General features: G+C 73.9%; 12 protein-coding genes. 6 read left to right on the forward strand and 6 right to left on the reverse strand.

Annotation, left to right across the window (positions count from 1 at the left end):
* Positions 1-8: 8 nt before the first annotated feature.
* From GQ466_RS09965 to GQ466_RS09975, 3 genes are read right to left on the reverse strand one after another with little or no spacing between them, the layout of a single operon-like run.
* Positions 9-1313 (reverse strand): ATPase, T2SS/T4P/T4SS family, encoded by a 1305-nt coding sequence (locus GQ466_RS09965; RefSeq protein WP_161102602.1) that lies wholly within the window; start codon positions 1311-1313, stop codon positions 9-11.
* Positions 1313-2170: a hypothetical protein gene (locus tag GQ466_RS09970; protein WP_161102603.1), complete on the reverse strand. Its 858-nt coding sequence runs from the start codon at positions 2168-2170 to the stop codon at positions 1313-1315. Before GQ466_RS09970 ends, GQ466_RS09965 begins: the two co-directional genes overlap by 1 nt.
* A gap of 2 nt (positions 2171-2172) precedes the next feature.
* Entirely contained in the window at positions 2173-3042 is an 870-nt protein-coding gene (locus GQ466_RS09975; RefSeq protein ID WP_161102604.1) for a hypothetical protein, read from the reverse strand.
* A gap of 422 nt (positions 3043-3464) precedes the next feature.
* Here GQ466_RS09975 and GQ466_RS09980 point away from each other — a divergent pair, with 422 nt between their 5' ends.
* Entirely contained in the window at positions 3465-7952 is a 4488-nt protein-coding gene (locus GQ466_RS09980; protein ID WP_161102605.1) for an FtsK/SpoIIIE domain-containing protein, read from the forward strand.
* Between the two features lie 80 nt (positions 7953-8032).
* On the opposite strand, the gene GQ466_RS09985 is transcribed toward GQ466_RS09980, so the two are convergent.
* A complete protein-coding gene (locus GQ466_RS09985) occupies positions 8033-8305 on the reverse strand; it encodes a WXG100 family type VII secretion target (RefSeq protein ID WP_161102606.1) in 273 nt (90 codons plus the stop codon).
* A 391-nt stretch (positions 8306-8696) separates the two neighbouring features.
* Between GQ466_RS09985 and GQ466_RS09990 the strand changes: the two genes are divergently transcribed.
* Positions 8697-8945 carry a type B 50S ribosomal protein L31 gene (locus GQ466_RS09990; RefSeq protein WP_161102607.1) on the forward strand — a complete coding sequence of 83 codons (249 nt, stop codon included), beginning with the start codon at positions 8697-8699 and terminating at the stop codon, positions 8943-8945.
* A gap of 58 nt (positions 8946-9003) precedes the next feature.
* Here the strand turns inward: GQ466_RS09990 and GQ466_RS09995 are convergent, their stop codons facing one another.
* Positions 9004-10008 carry an SPFH domain-containing protein gene (locus GQ466_RS09995; protein WP_337193408.1) on the reverse strand — a complete coding sequence of 335 codons (1005 nt, stop codon included), beginning with the start codon at positions 10006-10008 and terminating at the stop codon, positions 9004-9006.
* A gap of 157 nt (positions 10009-10165) precedes the next feature.
* Here GQ466_RS09995 and GQ466_RS10000 point away from each other — a divergent pair, with 157 nt between their 5' ends.
* The 4 genes from GQ466_RS10000 to GQ466_RS10015 all read left to right on the forward strand — a co-directional run bounded on the left by GQ466_RS10000 (position 10166) and on the right by GQ466_RS10015 (position 15922).
* Positions 10166-11926: an ATP-binding protein gene (locus GQ466_RS10000; protein ID WP_161102608.1), complete on the forward strand. Its 1761-nt coding sequence runs from the start codon at positions 10166-10168 to the stop codon at positions 11924-11926.
* A 113-nt stretch (positions 11927-12039) separates the two neighbouring features.
* Entirely contained in the window at positions 12040-13350 is a 1311-nt protein-coding gene (locus tag GQ466_RS10005) for a hypothetical protein (protein WP_161102609.1), read from the forward strand.
* 159 nt (positions 13351-13509) lie between these two features.
* A complete protein-coding gene (locus tag GQ466_RS10010) occupies positions 13510-14826 on the forward strand; it encodes a tetratricopeptide repeat protein (protein WP_161102610.1) in 1317 nt (438 codons plus the stop codon).
* Between the two features lie 106 nt (positions 14827-14932).
* The gene (locus GQ466_RS10015) at positions 14933-15922 is read left to right on the forward strand and encodes an endonuclease/exonuclease/phosphatase family protein (RefSeq protein WP_161103804.1); all 990 of its coding nucleotides are present in this window, start codon (positions 14933-14935) and stop codon (positions 15920-15922) included.
* A 16-nt stretch (positions 15923-15938) separates the two neighbouring features.
* Here GQ466_RS10015 and GQ466_RS10020 read toward each other — a convergent pair whose 3' ends face one another.
* Positions 15939-16616 (reverse strand): phosphatase PAP2 family protein, encoded by a 678-nt coding sequence (locus GQ466_RS10020; RefSeq protein WP_161102611.1) that lies wholly within the window; start codon positions 16614-16616, stop codon positions 15939-15941.
* Between the last annotated feature and the right edge of the window lie 153 nt (positions 16617-16769).

Below are 16769 nucleotides of genomic sequence, written 5' to 3' on the forward strand. Positions count from 1 at the left end.
GGGCTCCCTCACCACTGGACGGCCTCCCGCGCCGGGTCGTAGCCGTACTCGGCGAGGTCGTCGGCGCAGGCGATCGGCGCGTGCGGGACGGCCGAGCCGTCCGGGCCGAGCGCGAACACCTCCGACGACAGCACCCGCCCGTCGCTGCCCGTCACCTCCCGGACGCTCGCGACGTACCGGCGCAGCCGCCCGCCGCGCGCGTAGTCGTTGCGCTTCTCGATGAACACCACGAAGTCGATGGCGCCCGCGATGAGCATGTGCGTCGCCTCGACGGGCAGCCGCTCCTCGGACTGGATCGCGTACGTCGCGATGCGGTTGAACACCTCCGCCGACGAGTTGGCGTGGATCGTGGACAGCGAGCCGTCGTTGCCCTGCGTCATCGCGTTGAGCATCGTGACGATCTCGTCGCCGAGCACCTCGCCGACGATCACGCGGGACGGGTTCATGCGCAGCGACCGCCGCACGAGGTCCGCCATCGAGATCAGGCCCTGGCCCTCGGAGTTCGGCAGCCGCTGTTCGAACGCGACGACGTTCGGGTGCAGCTCGGGGAACGCGTCCAGCCCGAGTTCCAGCGCCCGCTCGACGGTGATCAGCCGCTCGTGCGGGGGGATCTCGTTGGCGATGGCGCGCAGCAGCGTCGTCTTGCCCGCGTTGGTCGCCCCGGCGATCATGATGTTCTTGCGGGCGTGGACGGCCGCGCGGAAGAACCGGCCCAGCTCGGCGCTGAACGTCCCGGTCCCGACGAGGTCGGCGAGGAACACCTTGCCGAGGCGGGCGCGGCGGATCGACAGCGCGGGCCGGACGGTCACGTCCATCACCGCCGAGAGTCGCGACCCGTCCGGGAGGCGCAGGTCCAGCTCGGGGTTGGCGGTGTCGAACGGACGCGACGACAGCCCGCTGTAGGCCGCGAGGATCTGGATCAGCTCGACCAGTTCCTCGTCGCTCTCGGCGACGGGCTCGCCCATGACCTCGCGTCCGTCGGCGTACCCGATGAACACGCGGTCGCAGCCGTTGATGTCGATGTTCTCGATCTCGGGGTCCTCCAGCAGCGGCTGGAGCCGGCCGACGCCGAACAGCGCCGCGTGGACGCCCGCGGCGAGCGCCTCTTCCTCCTCGGCGTTCGGCGGACGGCGCCCGGACGTGATCTCGCCGCGCGCGTACTCCTCCAGGACCTGCCCGATGAGCGCGCGGGCGAACTGGCGCTCGTCCTCGCCCGACATCGGCGCGAGGCCGTGCGCGGCGTCGAGGCGCCGCTGCTGGGCGAGCCGGTCGCCGACCTCCTGGCGGAGCCGTTTGACGAGTCCGTGGTCCACTAGCGCCTCCCGTCCTCGACGAGCGGCGCCGTGTCGGCGGGCGGCCGGGCCGTGCCGGCGACGACGCGTCCGGCCAGGTCGGCGGCGGCCTCGCGCGCGGAGCGGATGAGCAGCGAGCGGTCGAGCCGGCCGCCCCACCGGCCGCCGAGCAGGTCGGCGCCCTTGGGGTCGAGGGCGAGCCCGCCGAGGACGCTCACCGACGGCGCCGCCGGGCCGGGGCGCGCGGGGTCGGCCTGGCCCGCGAGGCGGCGGCGCGTCCCGGCGAGGATGCGGTCCACCTCGGCGACCGAGCCGCGGAACGCGCGCGGGTCGGCGAGGACGACCACCCCGAGCGGCGGCCCGCCGCGCAGCTCCTCCCCCAGCACCGCGACGCGTTCGCGCAGGTGGGCGACCTGTTCCAGGGTGGCGCGGGTGACGAGCACGACGAGGTCGGCCTCGCGCATGAGGTCCAGCAGCGGGCTGCCCGCGCCGAGCCGGCCGCAGTCGGCGAGGACGTCCACCGTCCCGAGCCCGGCGAACGCGCGCCCGAGCGGGCCCCACAGCCACGTCATCGCCTGCGCCTGCTCGGCGCTGGTCAGCCCGACGAGGACGTCGAGGCCGCCGACGAGCCGCTGGCAGTGCTCGGCGATCTGGTCGGGGCGCAGGCCGCGCCGGGCGGTCGCGGCGAGGCTGAGCAGGCCGCGCGACGGGTTGAGCATGCCGCCGTCGTCCTCGGCGGGCAGCCGGTAGACGAGGTCGCCGCCCGCCTGGTCGCACTCGGCGACCAGGACCGGACGCGGCCAGACCGCGCCGAGCGCCACGGCGGCCGTCGTGACGCCGGGCGCTCCCTTGTCGGCGGCGAGGGCGATGAGGGCCACGGTCAGTTCCCCGCGCTCGGGCTGACGCCGGTGTTCGGCGCGTTGCCCGTCGGCTGCTGGTTCTTGCCCGCCGGGGGCAGGTCGCCGCCGCCCTGCGTCGTCGGGATCCTGGTGCCCTGCGGCAGCAGCGCCACCGCGACCGCGCCGAGCGACGCGGCCTGCGCCACCTTCGCGGCCTCGTCCGCCGGGACGGCCACGTCCAGCGTGGTCTGGTCGCCGCCGCCGATCTTGCCGGAGTCGCCCCGGCTGAGGTCCATGACGATCGCGTCGCCGGACAGGACGGTTCCGGTGCGTCCCCCGCCCGACCCGCCCCCTCCGGCCGCGACCGCGTAGAGCGCGACCCGGGCGCCGACCGTCACGCCGCCGGGGAACTGGCCGGGTTTCAGCGCGAGCCCGACGACGACCCGGCCGCGCGCCGCGTCGTCGTCCCGGCTGACCATGCCGTTCGTCAGCAGCGCGCCCTTCACCAGCGGCACCGCCGCGTACGCCTGGATGACTTTGGCGCGCTCCGACCAGGCGATGAAGTAGTCGTCGCCGGTGTCGCCGACCTGGACCTCCTGCAGCGCGGACGCCGGGATGCGCTGGCCCGCCGCGACGGGCTGCGCGATGCGGATCGCCGACACCCGCTGCCCGCTGGCCATCACCAGGTACGCGCTGGTCAGGGCGCCGCCGAGAATGAGCAGGACGGCGAGGGCCGCGAGCGCGGGACGCCGTTCGCGCGGCGCCACCGGCAGCCGCTGGCCGCCCGCCGCGCCGAGCCCGGATCCGCCGAGGCCGCCCGTCCCGCCGGGAGGGTTCAACGAGACCCCGCCGCCGCGGGGGGAGTCGCCTCCCGCGACCGCCGACTGGTTGGACTTCATCGCGCTGGCCACCGCTCCTTCCCGTCCGGCGTGCGCCGCCGGCCGAGATTTGCCGCCTGTCGAGCGATCCATGCTCGCGGTGATCGCGAGGTCACGTCAATGCGTTCGGCGCGGCGAAGCCGGGCCGTGACGGAACGCACCGGTCTGACCAGTGCATTTCGCGGCCACACCGGTTCTGACCACCGGTGACATGATCCACTGACAGTCATCCGAATCCTAGACGCATTTGTCATGATCTGCTGGGCTTCGCGCAAATCGGGCCGGGAGGTCGGTCGGGGTCGGTTGGTCGGGGGAAAGCACGGGAGGGCGGCCGGGGTCGGCCGGTCGGGGAAACCCGAGGCCGCGCGACGGGACCCGCAGACCCGGCGGGGCCGAGTAATTAAGCTGACCCGAACGCCGGGGCTCCCGGCGGCCGGGGCGACGAAGGGGCTCGAATGCGGATCTCGTGTACCGCGCTCACCGGGGACGGTCCCCGGGACGTCGTGATCCATGTCGATTCCGAAATGACGGTCGACGGCGTCGCGCGCTCGCTGCACGGAACGCTGAATGGCGCCGCGTCCCCTGACGAGATCGTTTCCGCCGTTCCCGCGCCGCGTTTCGCCACCGACGCGCGTTCGGGCGGGGTCGCCGCCGCCCCGCCCGCGGGCAGCCCTGTCAAGGAGCGGCGCGCCCTGTGGATGGACGGCCGGATGCTCGACCCCGAGGCGCTGGCCGTCCGTGAACTGCGCGACGGCGCGGTGCTGGCCGTCGAGGAGCGCACCGCCGCCGCGACCGTCCTCACCGAGCCGACCGGGCTGGCCGAGATCCGCGTCGTCGGCGGACCCGCGGCCGGGACCGTCCACCGGCTCGGGCTCGGCGTCGGGACGCTCGGCTCGGGCGCGGCGGTCGACATCACCGTCCCCGACCCGGGCATCCCCGCCGCGTCGCTGCGGATCACCGTCGCCCGCGACCAGGTGCTGGTCGAGCCGTCCGCGCACACGACCGCGCTGCTGGACGGCGAACCGCTGCCGTCCGGCCGGTCGCACTGGCCGCCGGGCGGGATGCTGACCGTCGGCGCGACCGTCCTCACGCAGGTCCCGAGCGCCCCGCCGGACACGCATCTGGAGCCGCTGCCCGGCGGCGGGCTGGCGTTCAACCGGCCGCCCCGGCTGCGTCCCGCCGGACGGACCCGGTCGCTCGCGGTGCCGCGCCGTCCCGAGCGGGACCCGCGCGAGCGGCTGCGGCTGTTCGGCGCGCTGCTGTTCTCCGCGTTCGGCCTGGTCATGGCGTTCGGGCTCGGGCAGTGGTGGTGGGCGCTGTTCGCGCTGGCGTGGCCGCTCACGGCCGTCGGCGAATGGCTCGGCGACCGGCTGTACGGGCGCAAGTCGTACAAGAAGGCGCTGCGCGAGTACCAGGCGCGCGCCGACGCGTTCGGCGGCGAGCTGGACCGGCTGCGCCGCGAGGACCAGGCCGAGCGCCGCGCCGCGTCCCCCGACCCGGCCGAGATCCTGCTGACCGCGACCGGCCCCCGGCGGCGGCTGTGGGAGCGCCGCGCGGACGACCCCGACGCGCTGCACCTGCGGCTCGGCCTCGCCGACCTGCCCGCCGCGATCGACCTCCTCGACGCCGGGGAGGACGCGGACACCCGGGTTCCGCTCGCCCGGCTCGTCCCGGTCGCCCTGCCGCTGCCGGACTACGGCGTGCTCGGCGTCACCGGGCCGCGCGGCGCCGGTCGCGGGCTCGCGCGCTGGCTCGTCGCGCAGGCCGCCGCCCTGCACAGCCCGCGCGACCTGTCGATCGTCGTCCTCACCGCCGGGGACGCCGCCGCCGGGGACGCGTGGAACTGGGTGCGCTGGCTGCCGCACTGCTCGCCGCGCTCGGGCGAGGAGTGCGCGGCGCTCGTCGGGACCGACCCCGAGTCCGTCGCGCACCGCATCACCGAACTGGCCATCCACCTGACCGAGCGGCGCCGCGCCGCGCAGGCCGCCGGGGCGGGCGCGCCGCCCGTCTTCGGGAACATCCTGCTCGTGCTGGACGGCGCGCGGGCGCTGCGGCGCGTCCCCGGGATGCCGATGCTGCTGGCGCGCGGCGCCGAGTTCGGCATCCACGCGATCTGCCTGGACGACGAGGAGCGCCTGCTGCCCGAGGAGTGCTCCGCCGTCGCCGCCCTCGACCCGGAGAACCCGGTCACGCTGCGGCTGCGCGGCGACGGCCTCGACGCCGCCGCGACCGTCCTCGCCGACCAGGTCTCGGTGGCGTGGGCGGAACGGCTCGGCCGCGCGCTCGCGCCCGTCCGCGACGTGTCCCGCGACGACGGCGAGGAGGCCCTGCCCGGCGAGGTCCGGCTGCTGGACCTGCTCGACATGCCCGACCCGACCGCCGAGCACGTCCTGCGCGCGTGGTCGGCGGACGGCGGACGGTCCACGCGCGTGCCGGTCGGCGTCGGCGCGGACGGCGTCCACTTCCTCGACCTGCGCGCCGACGGGCCGCACGGCCTCATCGCGGGCACCACCGGCGCGGGCAAGTCCGAGCTGCTCCAGACGTTGATCGCGGGGCTCGCCGTCGCGAACCGGCCGGACGAGCTGACGTTCGTCCTCATCGACTACAAGGGCGGCGCCGCGTTCAAGGACTGCGCGAAGCTGCCGCACACCGTCGGGATGGTCACCGACCTGGACGGCCACTCCACCGAGCGCGCGCTGGAGTCGCTGGCCGCCGAGCTGCGCCGGCGCGAGGAGATCCTGCTCGCGGCGGGCGCCAAGGACCTGGACGACTACAACGACCTGCGCGCCGCCGATCCCGGACGGCAGGCCGTCCCCCGGCTGCTGCTGGTCATCGACGAGTTCGCCGCGATGATCGGCGAGCTGCCCGACTTCCTCGCCGGGCTCGTGGACATCGGACGGCGCGGGCGGTCCCTCGGCGTCCACCTGCTGCTCGCCACGCAGCGGCCCGCGGGCGTCGTCACCGCCGACATCCGGGCGAACACGAACCTGCGGATCGTCCTGCGGGTCACCGACGCCGAGGAGTCGCGCGACCTGCTCGGCACGGCCGACGCGGCGCAGATCTCCAAGGCGACGCCGGGACGCTGCCACGTCCGGTCGGGGGCGGGCGCGGCGAAGGCCGTCCAGTCCGCGCGCGTCGGCGGACGGCGGCCGGGCGCTGGGCCGTCCGGGCGGGGGCCGGTCGTCCGGCCGCTGCCGTGGGCGGGTCTCGGCCACCCGTTCCCGGGCGGCGAGGACCCGTCCGACGACGGGACGATGCTCACCGACCTCGCCGTGCTCGTCCAGGCCGTGGACGAGGCCGCGCGCCGGTCCCGCATCCCGCGCCAGCCGTCGCCGTGGCTGACGCCGCTGCCCGACCGCGTCCGGCTGACGCCGCGCACCGCCGCGGGCGGCTCGGTCGTGGACGTCCCGCCGATCCCGTTCGGGATCACCGACCTGCCCGCCGTCCAGTCCCGCGAGCCGCTGCTGCTGGACCTCGCGGGCGGCGGCCACCTCTACGTCGCCGGGACGGCCCGCTCCGGCCGCTCCACCGCGCTGCGCACGCTCGCCGGGTCGCTGGCCGGGTCGTGCTCGCCCTACGACGTCCACCTCTACGCGATCGACTGCGGCGCGGGCGCGCTGCTGCCGCTCGTGTCCCTGCCGCACTGCGGGGCCGTCGTCGGACGCGAGCAGCTCGACCGGTGCGAACGCCTGATCGTCGCGCTGTCGGCGGAGGTCTCCCGGCGGCAGCAGCTCCTCGCGGGCGCCGGGTTCGCGTCGCTCGCCGAACAGCGCGCCGCCGTCGCCGCGACCGACCGCCTCCCGTGGATGGTCCTGCTGCTGGACCGCTGGGAGGCGTTCGTCGCCGCGTTCGAGCACTACGACTACGGACGCCTCGTCGACCAGATCCTGCGCCTGCTGCGCGAGGGCGCCGCGGTCGGCCTGCGCGCGGTGTTCACCGGCGACCGCTCCGGCCTGGGCGGCCAGATCTCGACGGTGTTCGACCGGCGCCTGATCCTGCGGATGGCCGACCCCAACGACTACGGCTACGCGGGCCTCCAGCCCCGCCAGGTGCCCGCCGCGATGCCGCCCGGCCGCGCCCTGGAACACCTGGCCCCCGGCATTCCGCTGCGCGAATCCCAGATCGGGCTGCTCGGCGAGGACGCGTCCGGCGCCGCCCAGGTCACCGCGCTGCAGGAGATCGGCCGCGCGTGCGTGAGCCGCTACGGCAAGCTGCCCCGCCGCCAGCGCCCCCTGCACGTGGACGAACTGCCCGTCCGCGTCACCTACCGCGAAGCGATGGCCCTGGACCCGGACTTCCTGGCCCCGTCCGCCCTCTGGGCCCTGGTGGGCGTGGGCGGCGACACCCTGGCCCCCGTGGGCGTGGACCTCCTCAACGAGGGCCCGGGCTTCGTCGTGGCGGGCCCCCCGCGCACCGGCCGCTCCACGACCCTCTGGACGATCGTCTGCTCCCTGCTGGACCCCGCCGTGGCAGGCGGCTTGGTCCCCGTCGTCCTGGTGACCCCGCGCCGCTCTCCCCTACGCCAGCTGGCCGGACGCCCGGGCGTCCTGGCCGTCCTGGACGCCGACGCCACCGCCGAAGACCTGGAGGCCGCCGTCCAGGGCGAGCACCGCTACGTCGTGGTCGTGGACGACGCGGAACTCCTGGACGAGACCGAGCTGGACGACGCCCTGCGCGATGCCCTCCGCACCGCCCGCGACGGCGAACACGCGGTCGTCCTGGGCGGCACCACCGCCGACCTGAACCGCGGCTACCGGGGCTTCCTCCCCGAGGCCCGCCGCTCCCGCTCGGGCGTCCTGCTCTCCGTGGACACCCCGGAGGACGGAGAACTCTTCGGCCTGCGCCTCCCCCGCAACGCGTCCCTGGGCGGCCCGACCGGCCGGGGCCTCTTCGTCGCGACGGGCGTCACCACCCAGATCCAGGTGGCCCTTCCCCTGAGCTGACCGGCCGCGCGGGCGGGGGCGGGAAAGGGCGGATCCCGGCCTCGGGGGGATGGGCCGGGATCCGCGGTCTCGCGGGTCGGCTAGCGGGTGGCCGCCTCGATGTTCTGGCGGGAGCGGCGGATGTCCTGGCCGCCCTGCTCCAGGGCCAGGGCCATCTTGTCGAAGGCCGCCTTCGCCTCGGCCCAGGTGGAGCGGAAGCGGTCGGCGCCCGGGCCCCACCAGATCTCGGTGCTGCTCACGGTGCGTCCGTTGAGGTCTTTGATGAGGGCGTCGAGGTTGCGCGCGTGCTTGCTGAAGATGCGCGACAGCTCCTCGAGTTCCCCGATGCTCGCTCCGCGTCGGTCTCCGCTCATCGCCTCGGCCCTTTCGGTCGTCGCCCGCCGGGGGGCGGTCGTGGTGCCCCGTGCCGGACGCCGTTTTCCGGAATGGCGTCAGCCTACGCCCGCACGATCTCGGGAAGCCAGACGCGTTCGGCGATCCGGGCGTCCGTTCTGGGCGTTGAGCGCCGACTTTCGGTGGCCGGATCCGGCCAGGTGTGCCTTTTTAAATGATCTTGCTGAGTGGATGACGGTGAATCGGCGGGCGGAATATTGGGCGGTATCGCGCTGTTCGTCCGGTGTGCTGGTCGGGGCGCCCCGGTGCGCGGGAATGAAAACCGTTGTCGTATGGTTCACCCGGGTGCGCGGTGGAGAGGGGACGACCCTCGACGGACCCCGCCCGCCAGCACGACGTACGGGAGGAACCATGAAGAAGGACGTACACCCGGACTACCGGCCCGTGGTCTTCCGCGACCGGAGCGCCGACTACGCCTTCCTGACGCGCTCGACCGTCCAGTCCGACCAGACGATCGAGTGGGAGGACGGGAACACCTACCCCGTGGTGGACGTCGACGTCTCTTCGGCGAGCCACCCGTTCTACACCGGTCGTGGACGCGTCATGGACACGACCGGCGCGGTGGAGAAGTTCAACCGCCGCTACAAGAAGAAGAGCTGACGCGCGAAACGCCCCCGTCCGGAGCACCGGACCGGGGGCGTTTTCCGTGCGGCGAAGGTCAGCGGCCGAAGAGGGAGCCGTTCGGGTTGCCCGGCGCGTAGACCGTGATGCCCTGCGGCAGCGCCTTCAGCTCCTCGATCCGGGCGCACGTCGGGCACTTGTTGTAGCCGTCCTGGCGGGCCTTGTTCGCGGCGGCCTCGGCCCGCGCCGACGCCACCTTCGCCTGCGCCTCGCTGACCTGGGCGAACGCGGCCTGCGCGCGGTCCACGGCGTCCTGGACGCGGGTGGGCAGCTCGACGCGCACCAGGTTGAAGTGGATGTTGGTGACGAACGTCCCGCCGAGCGTGGAATTGAGGTCGGCGGCCAGACTCGTGTTGATCGAGGTCTGGACCTTGTTGATGTTGGCGTTGTTGCTCTGCGCGGGCGCGCCCTTCGCCGGGACGGTCGCCGACGCGTTCTGCACGAGCGCGCACGAGGAGACCAGCTCGGCGCACCGGAAGCTGTTGACCTGGCTGCGCAGCGCGTTGTCGATCACCGGCCGGATGATCTGGTCGAGCCACGCCGACCAGCCCGTGTCGCCGTCCCACGCGTAGTGCATGTCGCCGTCCGCGCCGCGGAACTTGCGGGTGCCGTACTTGTCGTCGAACGAGCGCAGCGTCGCGTGGTCGAGGTTGAGCGTGAAGTACAGCGTGCCCTCGATGCCCATGTTGACGCCGTCGGAGCTCGGCACCGTCACGACGTCCACGCCCGATTCGTCGCCCTTGGACGCCTTCGAGGTGATCGTGTAGAAGCGCTGCTGCGCCGGGTACTTGTGGACCTTGGAGTAGAGGCCGATCCACGTCCGTCCCGAGCCCGGGTCGATGATCTGGCGGATCCGGTTGTTGTCGAAGAACCCGCCGTTGCGCACGACCGCGACCTCGCCGCCGCCCGTCCGCTCGTACCCGCCGAACAGCGCGGTGAGGACGGGGATCCCGGCGACGGCCAGCAGGACGGCGAGGACGACGGACGTGCGGCGGCGCGACGTCCGCCAGGACGACACGGTGGGGCGCTTGGGGGCAGGCACGGGGGGCACTCCTTCCGGACGCCCGACTTTTTCGGGCGAACTCGGAAGATCAGACGCGCGCGACCGGTGCGCGGATCCGTGCCCTGCCCAGGGCACACATCATCACTTCAGAACGATTATCTAGACTGCGGTCCGAGGTTGAGGGAGGAGACCCAACGTGCGCAAGGTCCTGATCGCCAACCGCGGTGAGATCGCGGTCCGAATCGCCCGCGCCTGCCGCGACGCCGGGCTGACGAGTGTCGCGGTGTACGCCGAGCCGGACCTCGACGCGCTGCATGTGCGGGTCGCGGACGAGGCGTATTCGCTGGACGGCCGCTCGGCCGCCGAGAGCTATCTCGACATCGGCAAGCTGTTGAAGATCGCCGCCGAGGCGGGCGCGGACGCCGTCCACCCGGGCTACGGCTTCCTCGCGGAGAACGCCGACTTCGCGACGGCCGTGCTGGAGGCGGGCCTCACCTGGATCGGTCCGCCGCCGGCCGCGATCAGCGCGCTCGGCGACAAGGTGCAGGCCCGGCACATCGCGCAGGCCGTCGGCGCGCCGCTCGTCGCGGGCACCACCGACCCGGTGTCGGGCGCGGACGAGGTCGTGGCGTTCGCCAAGGAGCACGGCCTGCCGATCGCCATCAAGGCGGCGTACGGCGGCGGCGGACGCGGGCTGAAGGTCGCGCGGACGCTCGAGGAGGTCCCCGACCTGTACGAGTCGGCCGTCCGCGAGGCGGTGGCGGCGTTCGGACGCGGCGAGTGCTTCGTGGAGCGCTACCTGGACCGTCCGCGCCACGTCGAGACGCAATGTCTGGCCGACCAGCACGGCAACGTGGTCGTCGTCTCGACCCGTGACTGCTCGCTCCAGCGCCGCCACCAGAAGCTCGTGGAGGAGGCCCCGGCGCCGTACCTGACGGACGAGCAGGTCGAGCTGCTGTACACCTCGTCCAAGGCCATCCTCAAGGAGGCCGGGTACGTGGGCGCGGGGACGTGCGAGTTCCTCGTCGGCCAGGACGGGACGATCTCGTTCCTGGAGGTCAACACCCGCCTCCAGGTCGAGCACCCGGTGACCGAGGAGGTCGCGGGCGTCGACCTCGTCCGGGAGATGTTCCGCGTCGCGGCGGGCGAGGAGATCGGCTACGACGACCCGGTGCTGCGCGGCCACTCGATCGAGTTCCGGCTGAACGCGGAGGACGCGGGCCGGGGCTTCCTGCCCGCCGTCGGCACGCTGACCGCGTGGGAGCCGCCGTCGGGGCCGGGCGTCCGGCTGGACTCCGGCTACGAGGCGGGGCACACCGTCCCGCAGGAGTTCGACTCGCTGATCGCCAAGCTGATCGTGACCGGCGCGACGCGGCGGCAGGCGGTGGAGCGCGCCCGGCGCGCGCTGGCCGAGTTCGTCATCGACGGCATGCCGACCGTGCTGCCGTTCCACCGCGCGGTGCTGGACGACCCGGCGTTCGTGCCGGACGAGGGGCCGTTCACCGTCCACACCCGGTGGATCGAGACCGAGTTCGACAACACGATCCCGCCGTTCGAGGGCGCGGCGGCGCCCGGCACGGACGAGGGCGCCCGCGAGCGCGTCACCGTCGAGGTGGGCGGCAAGCGGCTGGAGGTCGTCCTGCCCGCGGGCCTCGGGGCGACGGCGGGCGGCGGGGCGGCGGCGTCCGCTCCGGCGCGGCGCGCCGCGGGCCGCAAGGGCGGCGGGGCGGCGGCGTCCGGGGACTCCCTGGTCAGCCCGATGCAGGGCACGATCGTCAAGCTGATCGTCGAGGACGGCGCGGCCGTCGCGGCGGGCGACCCGATCGTCGTGCTGGAGGCCATGAAGATGGAGCAGCCGCTCACCGCGCACAAGGCCGGGACGATCAGCGGCCTGTCCGCCGAGGTCGGGCAGACGGTGTCGTCCGGCGCGGTCATCTGCGAGATCAAGGACGCCTGAGCCGCGTCGCAAGCGGCCCGGCGCACCATGCGCCGGGCCGCTTTCTTTGCCCGTGGCAGGGAACGGACGGCGGGTCGCGTACGTCGTACGGAACGAGGAGGAAGACTGCGAACATGAGATCCCACCTTCGGTTCCGTCGGGGCGGCGTCCTCGCCGCCGTGCTGGGCGCGGCCGTCCTGCTGGTCTTCGGCGGCGCGGGCGCGGCGAGCGCGGACACCTCGGCCCAGATCGCGCACGGCCTGCTGAGTTCCCGTCTGTACGTGACGAGCAAGGTCGCGGGTTCGGTGTCGCCGGGCGATCAGGCGCAGATGCGCGCCGCGCTCGACAAGGCCGACAAGGCCGACATCCGCGCGGTGGTGATCGCGAACGACGTGCCGCCGGCGGCGACGCGGTCGATGCTCGCGCAGGTCGCCAACAGCGTCGGGAAGGGCGAGACGTACGTCGCGGTGTCGGCGGACGGCTCCGGGCTGTGGGCGATCTCCAAGAAGCTGTCGGCGTCCGACATCGACCAGCTGCAGGCGCGCGGAACACCGGGCGCGTCGGCGGCCGACCAGCTCACCGGGTTCGTGGACCGGGCCGAGAAGAAGGCCGAGGACCAGGCGCGCAGCGGCATGATCGGCGGGTTCGTCCTGCTCGGGCTGCTCGTGGTGGTCGTCGCCGGGGCGGCGGGCGCGTTCCTCGTGGTGCGGCGGCGCCGCCGTGAGCGCGAGGCGCGGCAGCTCGACGACCTCAAGCGCGGCGTCCAGGAGGACGTCACGCTGCTCGGCGAGGACATCGCCCGCCTCGACCTGAACGTCATGGACCAGGGGCTCGACCCGGCGGTCCGGGGGCACTACGAGGCCGCGATGAACTCCTACGACGCGGCGAAGGCGGCGATCGACGCCGCGCGCGTCCCGGCGGACATGGCGCACGTCGCGACGGCGCTGGAGGACGGCCGCTACAACATGACGGCGACGCGGGCGCTGCTCGCGGGCGAGCCGGTGCCCGAGCACCGCGCGCCGTGCTTCTTCAACCCCAACCACGGGCCGTCCGTGCAGGACGTCGTGTGGGCGCCGCCGGGCGCGGCGCCGCGCTCGGTCCCGGCGTGCGCGGCGGACGCGCAGGCGGTGCTGAGCGGGCGGGCGCCGGACTACCGGATGGTGCCCTACGGCGACGGACGGCGTCCGTACTGGGACGCGGGTCCGGCGTACGCGCCGTACGCGGGCGGCTATTACGCGTCCTACGGCGGTCTGGACCTGGTGAGCGGCCTGCTGATCGGCACGGCGCTCGGCTCGATGATGTCGGGCGGGTTCGGCGGCGGCTGGGGCGGCGGCTTCGACGGCGGCGGCGGGGACTTCGGCGGCGGGGGCGACCTCGGCGGCGGCTGGGACTTCGGCGGCGGCGACTTCGGCGGGGGCGGCGACTTCGGGGGCGGCGACTTCTGATCCGTCCCGTGGCGCCCGGGGTCCGGCCGGACCCCGGGCGTTCGCCTTTTCCGGGACCGGCTACCGGTCACGACCGGGTCACAGCGACGCGCACCGCACTGTGACCGGCCGTTGGCTAGAAAGGGGATCGGCCGAAGGCGACGACGAAAGGGAATTGCCGTGACCAATGACCGGGAATGGGGCCGGCGGGCCTTGCTGCGAGGCGCCGCCGTGGTGGCCGGAGCCGCCGCGACCGCGCCGCTGCTGGGCCGGACGGGAACGGCGCACGCCGACGACACCGCCGCCGACGCGTTGTTCAAGGCCGGGAAATTCGAGCAGGCCGGCCGCGCCTACGAGGAGATCCTGAAAAGCGATCCCGAGAACCTGCGCGCGGCGCGTCAGCGCGGCTATGTCGGCCTTCTGGCCAACAAGTTCGCCGACGCGGAGAAGTACCTGACGACGGCCCTCCGGATCGCGCCCGACGACAAGGAGACCAACGCGCTGCTGGGCGACTGCTACATCCGGCAGGACAAACTCGCCCAGTCCGCGCCGTGCTGGCGGGCGGCCGGTGAAGAGGGCTACGCGCAGTGGTTCGGGGCCGTCCGGGGACGGCCGTACGAGATCCACGGCGACGTCGGCCGCGCGCGCTGGCTCCAGACCGACCCGATGCCGGTGGTCGAAGCCTCGCTCAACGGCGGGCCGCCGAAGCGGTTCAGTTTCTACACCGGCGCGCCGAACCTGAACCTGACGGCGTCGGCGGCCGAGGCGGCCGGGCTGACGCCCGTCTACAAGGAGAAGTCCGAGTTCGAGGGCACCGTGATCTGGGTGTACTACGGGTACCTGGACTCGTTCGCGCTGGGCGGGATCGAGCTGCGGAACGTTCCGGTGGGCTGGTCGTCGACGGAGTCGGGCGCCGATGTCAGCGACGACGCCGACGGCCTGATCGGGACGTGGGTCTTCTACCACCTGCTGACCACGTTCGACTACGCGGGCCGGTCGCTGGTCCTGCGCCGTCCGACGCCCGCGGCGGCCCGCAAGGTGCGCTCCGACGCCGCGCGGGCGGGCGTCAAGCCCCTGCCGATATGGCTGTCGCGCGACCACGACGTCTCCAGCGTGGGCAGTGTCGCCGGATCCGGCGCGCGGGTGATGGGCGTGAACTTCGGCGGCACCTCCGGGGAGGCCGCCGCCGGACTGACCGGGGACGTGGCCGAGCGGCTGGGCGTTCGCACCGACCGCGACCGTCCGATCGAGACGTTCGCCCACAGCCACCCGACCGTCACCTATCCCTGCTATCCGAGCGAAATCCGTCTCGGCACGGCCGTCGCCAACGACGTCTACTGCGAATCGGACCCGAACATGCCGGTCAACGTGCCGTGGCCGTACGGGCCGGGATTCGACGCGATCGGCCGTTTCTCGCACTGCTTTTTCAAGCCGTTCACCATCACGCTCGACTTCACCGCCATGAATCTCTTCATCGCGCGCGGCAAGGCCGCCTGACCCGAGGACGCACGCAGTGACCGCTAGTGAGCCAGGACAGACGTTGGGCCGTCCGGACGAGCAGGAAACCCGTCCGGACGGCCCCGGGAACGGGCGCGTCCAGCGGATGAGGGATGCCGCGTCCCGGCCGGAGATCTGGAAGCGCGGCCCGGTCCTCGCCGCGCTGGCGGTGCTGCTCGGCCTGATGCTGCTGCTGCACGCGTGGATCCCGAACGCGATCGGCAACGTCGGCAGTCTGGTCGAGACGTTCCTGCCCTGGTTCGGGCTGTTCGTCCCGGTGCTGCTGGCCGGGGCGCTGTGGCGGCGCTCCGCGTCCGCCGTGGTCGCGCTGCTGGTGCCGGTCCTGGCGTGGCTGCATTTGTTCGGCGGGCTGCTCGGCGACCGGACGCACGCGGGCGGCGACCTGATGCTGGCCAGCCACAACGTCGGCGCCGCCAACCCGGACCCGGCCGGCACCGCCCGCAGGCTGGCCGCGTCCGGCGCGGACGTGCTGGCGCTGGAGGAGATCACCTACACGGCCCGGGGCGTCTACGAGAAGGAGCTGGCGAAGACGTACCCGTACCACACGGCGCAGGGGACGGTCGGGCTGTGGAGCAGGCTGCCGCTGACGGACGTCCGCCCGGTCGACACCGCGATGGACGCCGGGCCGCTCGGGGCGATGAAGCCGACCAGCGAGAAGATGACCTACAACCGGGCGCTGCGCGCCACGGTGGCCACGCCGCACGGCCCGCTGGCGGTGTACGTGGCGCACCTCGGATCCATCCGCGTCAACCCCCGGGCGGGCTTCTGGACGGGCGCGCGGAACCGGAACCTGGACGCGCTCGGCCACGCCCTCGCCGCCGAGAAGAACCCGCGGACGGTCCTGCTCGGCGACCTGAACGGCACCGTGGACGACCGCTCGTTCGCCCCCCTCACCGCGCACCTGCGCTCCGCCCAGACGAAGGCGGGGAGCGGCTTCGGGTTCACCTGGCCGGCGGAGTTCCCGATGGTGCGGATCGACCAGGTGCTGGTGCGGGGCGTGCGGCCGACGTCGTCCTGGGTGCTCCCGGCCACCGGCAGCGACCATCTGCCGGTGGCGGCGCGCATCTCCTGGTGACGGGCCTGGTCACGGGCTAGGCGCGCTCGACGGCGGGCGCGGGGGCCCGCTGGGCGCGGGCCAGCAGGTCCGCGCCCATCAGCGCGACGGCGACGAGCGCGCCGAGCAGGAAGCCGCCGACGACGTCGCTCGTCCAGTGGACGGCGAGGTAGACGCGGCTGACCCCGACGAGCGCCGCGCCCGCGACGGCCGCCGTCCAGGTCGCGGCGATCGCCGCCCGGTGCCGGAGCCGGCCGCAGACGAGGAACGCGAGGATCAGCAGCAGCGCCGCCGCCACGGTCGTGTGGCGGGACGGAAACGAGTACCCCGACTCGACGGTCAGCCAGTAGGCCTGCGGCGGCCGGACGCGGTCCGCGAGGTTCTTCACCGCGCCCGCCGCGAGGGCCGAGCCGACGGCGGTGCCCGCGACCAGCACGAACGGGCGCACGGACCGTCCGCGCCAGGCCAGGACGGCGGCGACGACGGCGCACAGGCCGAGCAGCGGGTACTCGGAGGCGTGCGTGACGCCCTCCAGGAACACGGTCAGCGCGTGCGCGCGGTGGTGGACGGCGTCGCCGAGCAGCGTCCGGTCGACCCCCGCCGTGCGGTGCGCGCCGACCAGCGCCGTGTCGGCGACGAGCCCGAGCGCGCACACGACGAGCGCGGCGGCGACCCGGGGCCGCCAGTTCGGGTGCGGCGGATCGGAAGACCACATGAACGCGAGACCACCTTCCGGCGAACAGCAGATGAAGGGCCGATTATCCCGCCGTCCCGGCCGCCGGAACCCCTTTACCACGATCGGCAAGTGTTCCATCACCGTCCGTCACTCAAATGAACAACCTCTTCCATCAGAGGACCGCGCCAGCGT

This window comes from Actinomadura rayongensis, assembly GCF_009831215.1.
Taxonomy (GTDB): Bacteria; Actinomycetota; Actinomycetes; order Streptosporangiales; family Streptosporangiaceae; genus Spirillospora; species Spirillospora rayongensis.

Excerpts from the sequence above, each read along its gene's own strand:
- GQ466_RS10020 (WP_161102611.1), bottom strand. The coding sequence starts at position 16,616 with ATGTGGTCTTCCGATCCGCCGCACCCGAACTGGCGGCCCCGGGTCGCC.
- GQ466_RS09985 (WP_161102606.1), bottom strand. The coding sequence starts at position 8,305 with ATGAGCGGAGACCGACGCGGAGCGAGCATCGGGGAACTCGAGGAGCTG.
- GQ466_RS10015 (WP_161103804.1), top strand. The coding sequence starts at position 14,933 with ATGAGGGATGCCGCGTCCCGGCCGGAGATCTGGAAGCGCGGCCCGGTC.
- GQ466_RS09990 (WP_161102607.1), top strand. The coding sequence starts at position 8,697 with ATGAAGAAGGACGTACACCCGGACTACCGGCCCGTGGTCTTCCGCGAC.
- GQ466_RS09980 (WP_161102605.1), top strand. The coding sequence starts at position 3,465 with ATGCGGATCTCGTGTACCGCGCTCACCGGGGACGGTCCCCGGGACGTC.
- GQ466_RS10005 (WP_161102609.1), top strand. The coding sequence starts at position 12,040 with ATGAGATCCCACCTTCGGTTCCGTCGGGGCGGCGTCCTCGCCGCCGTG.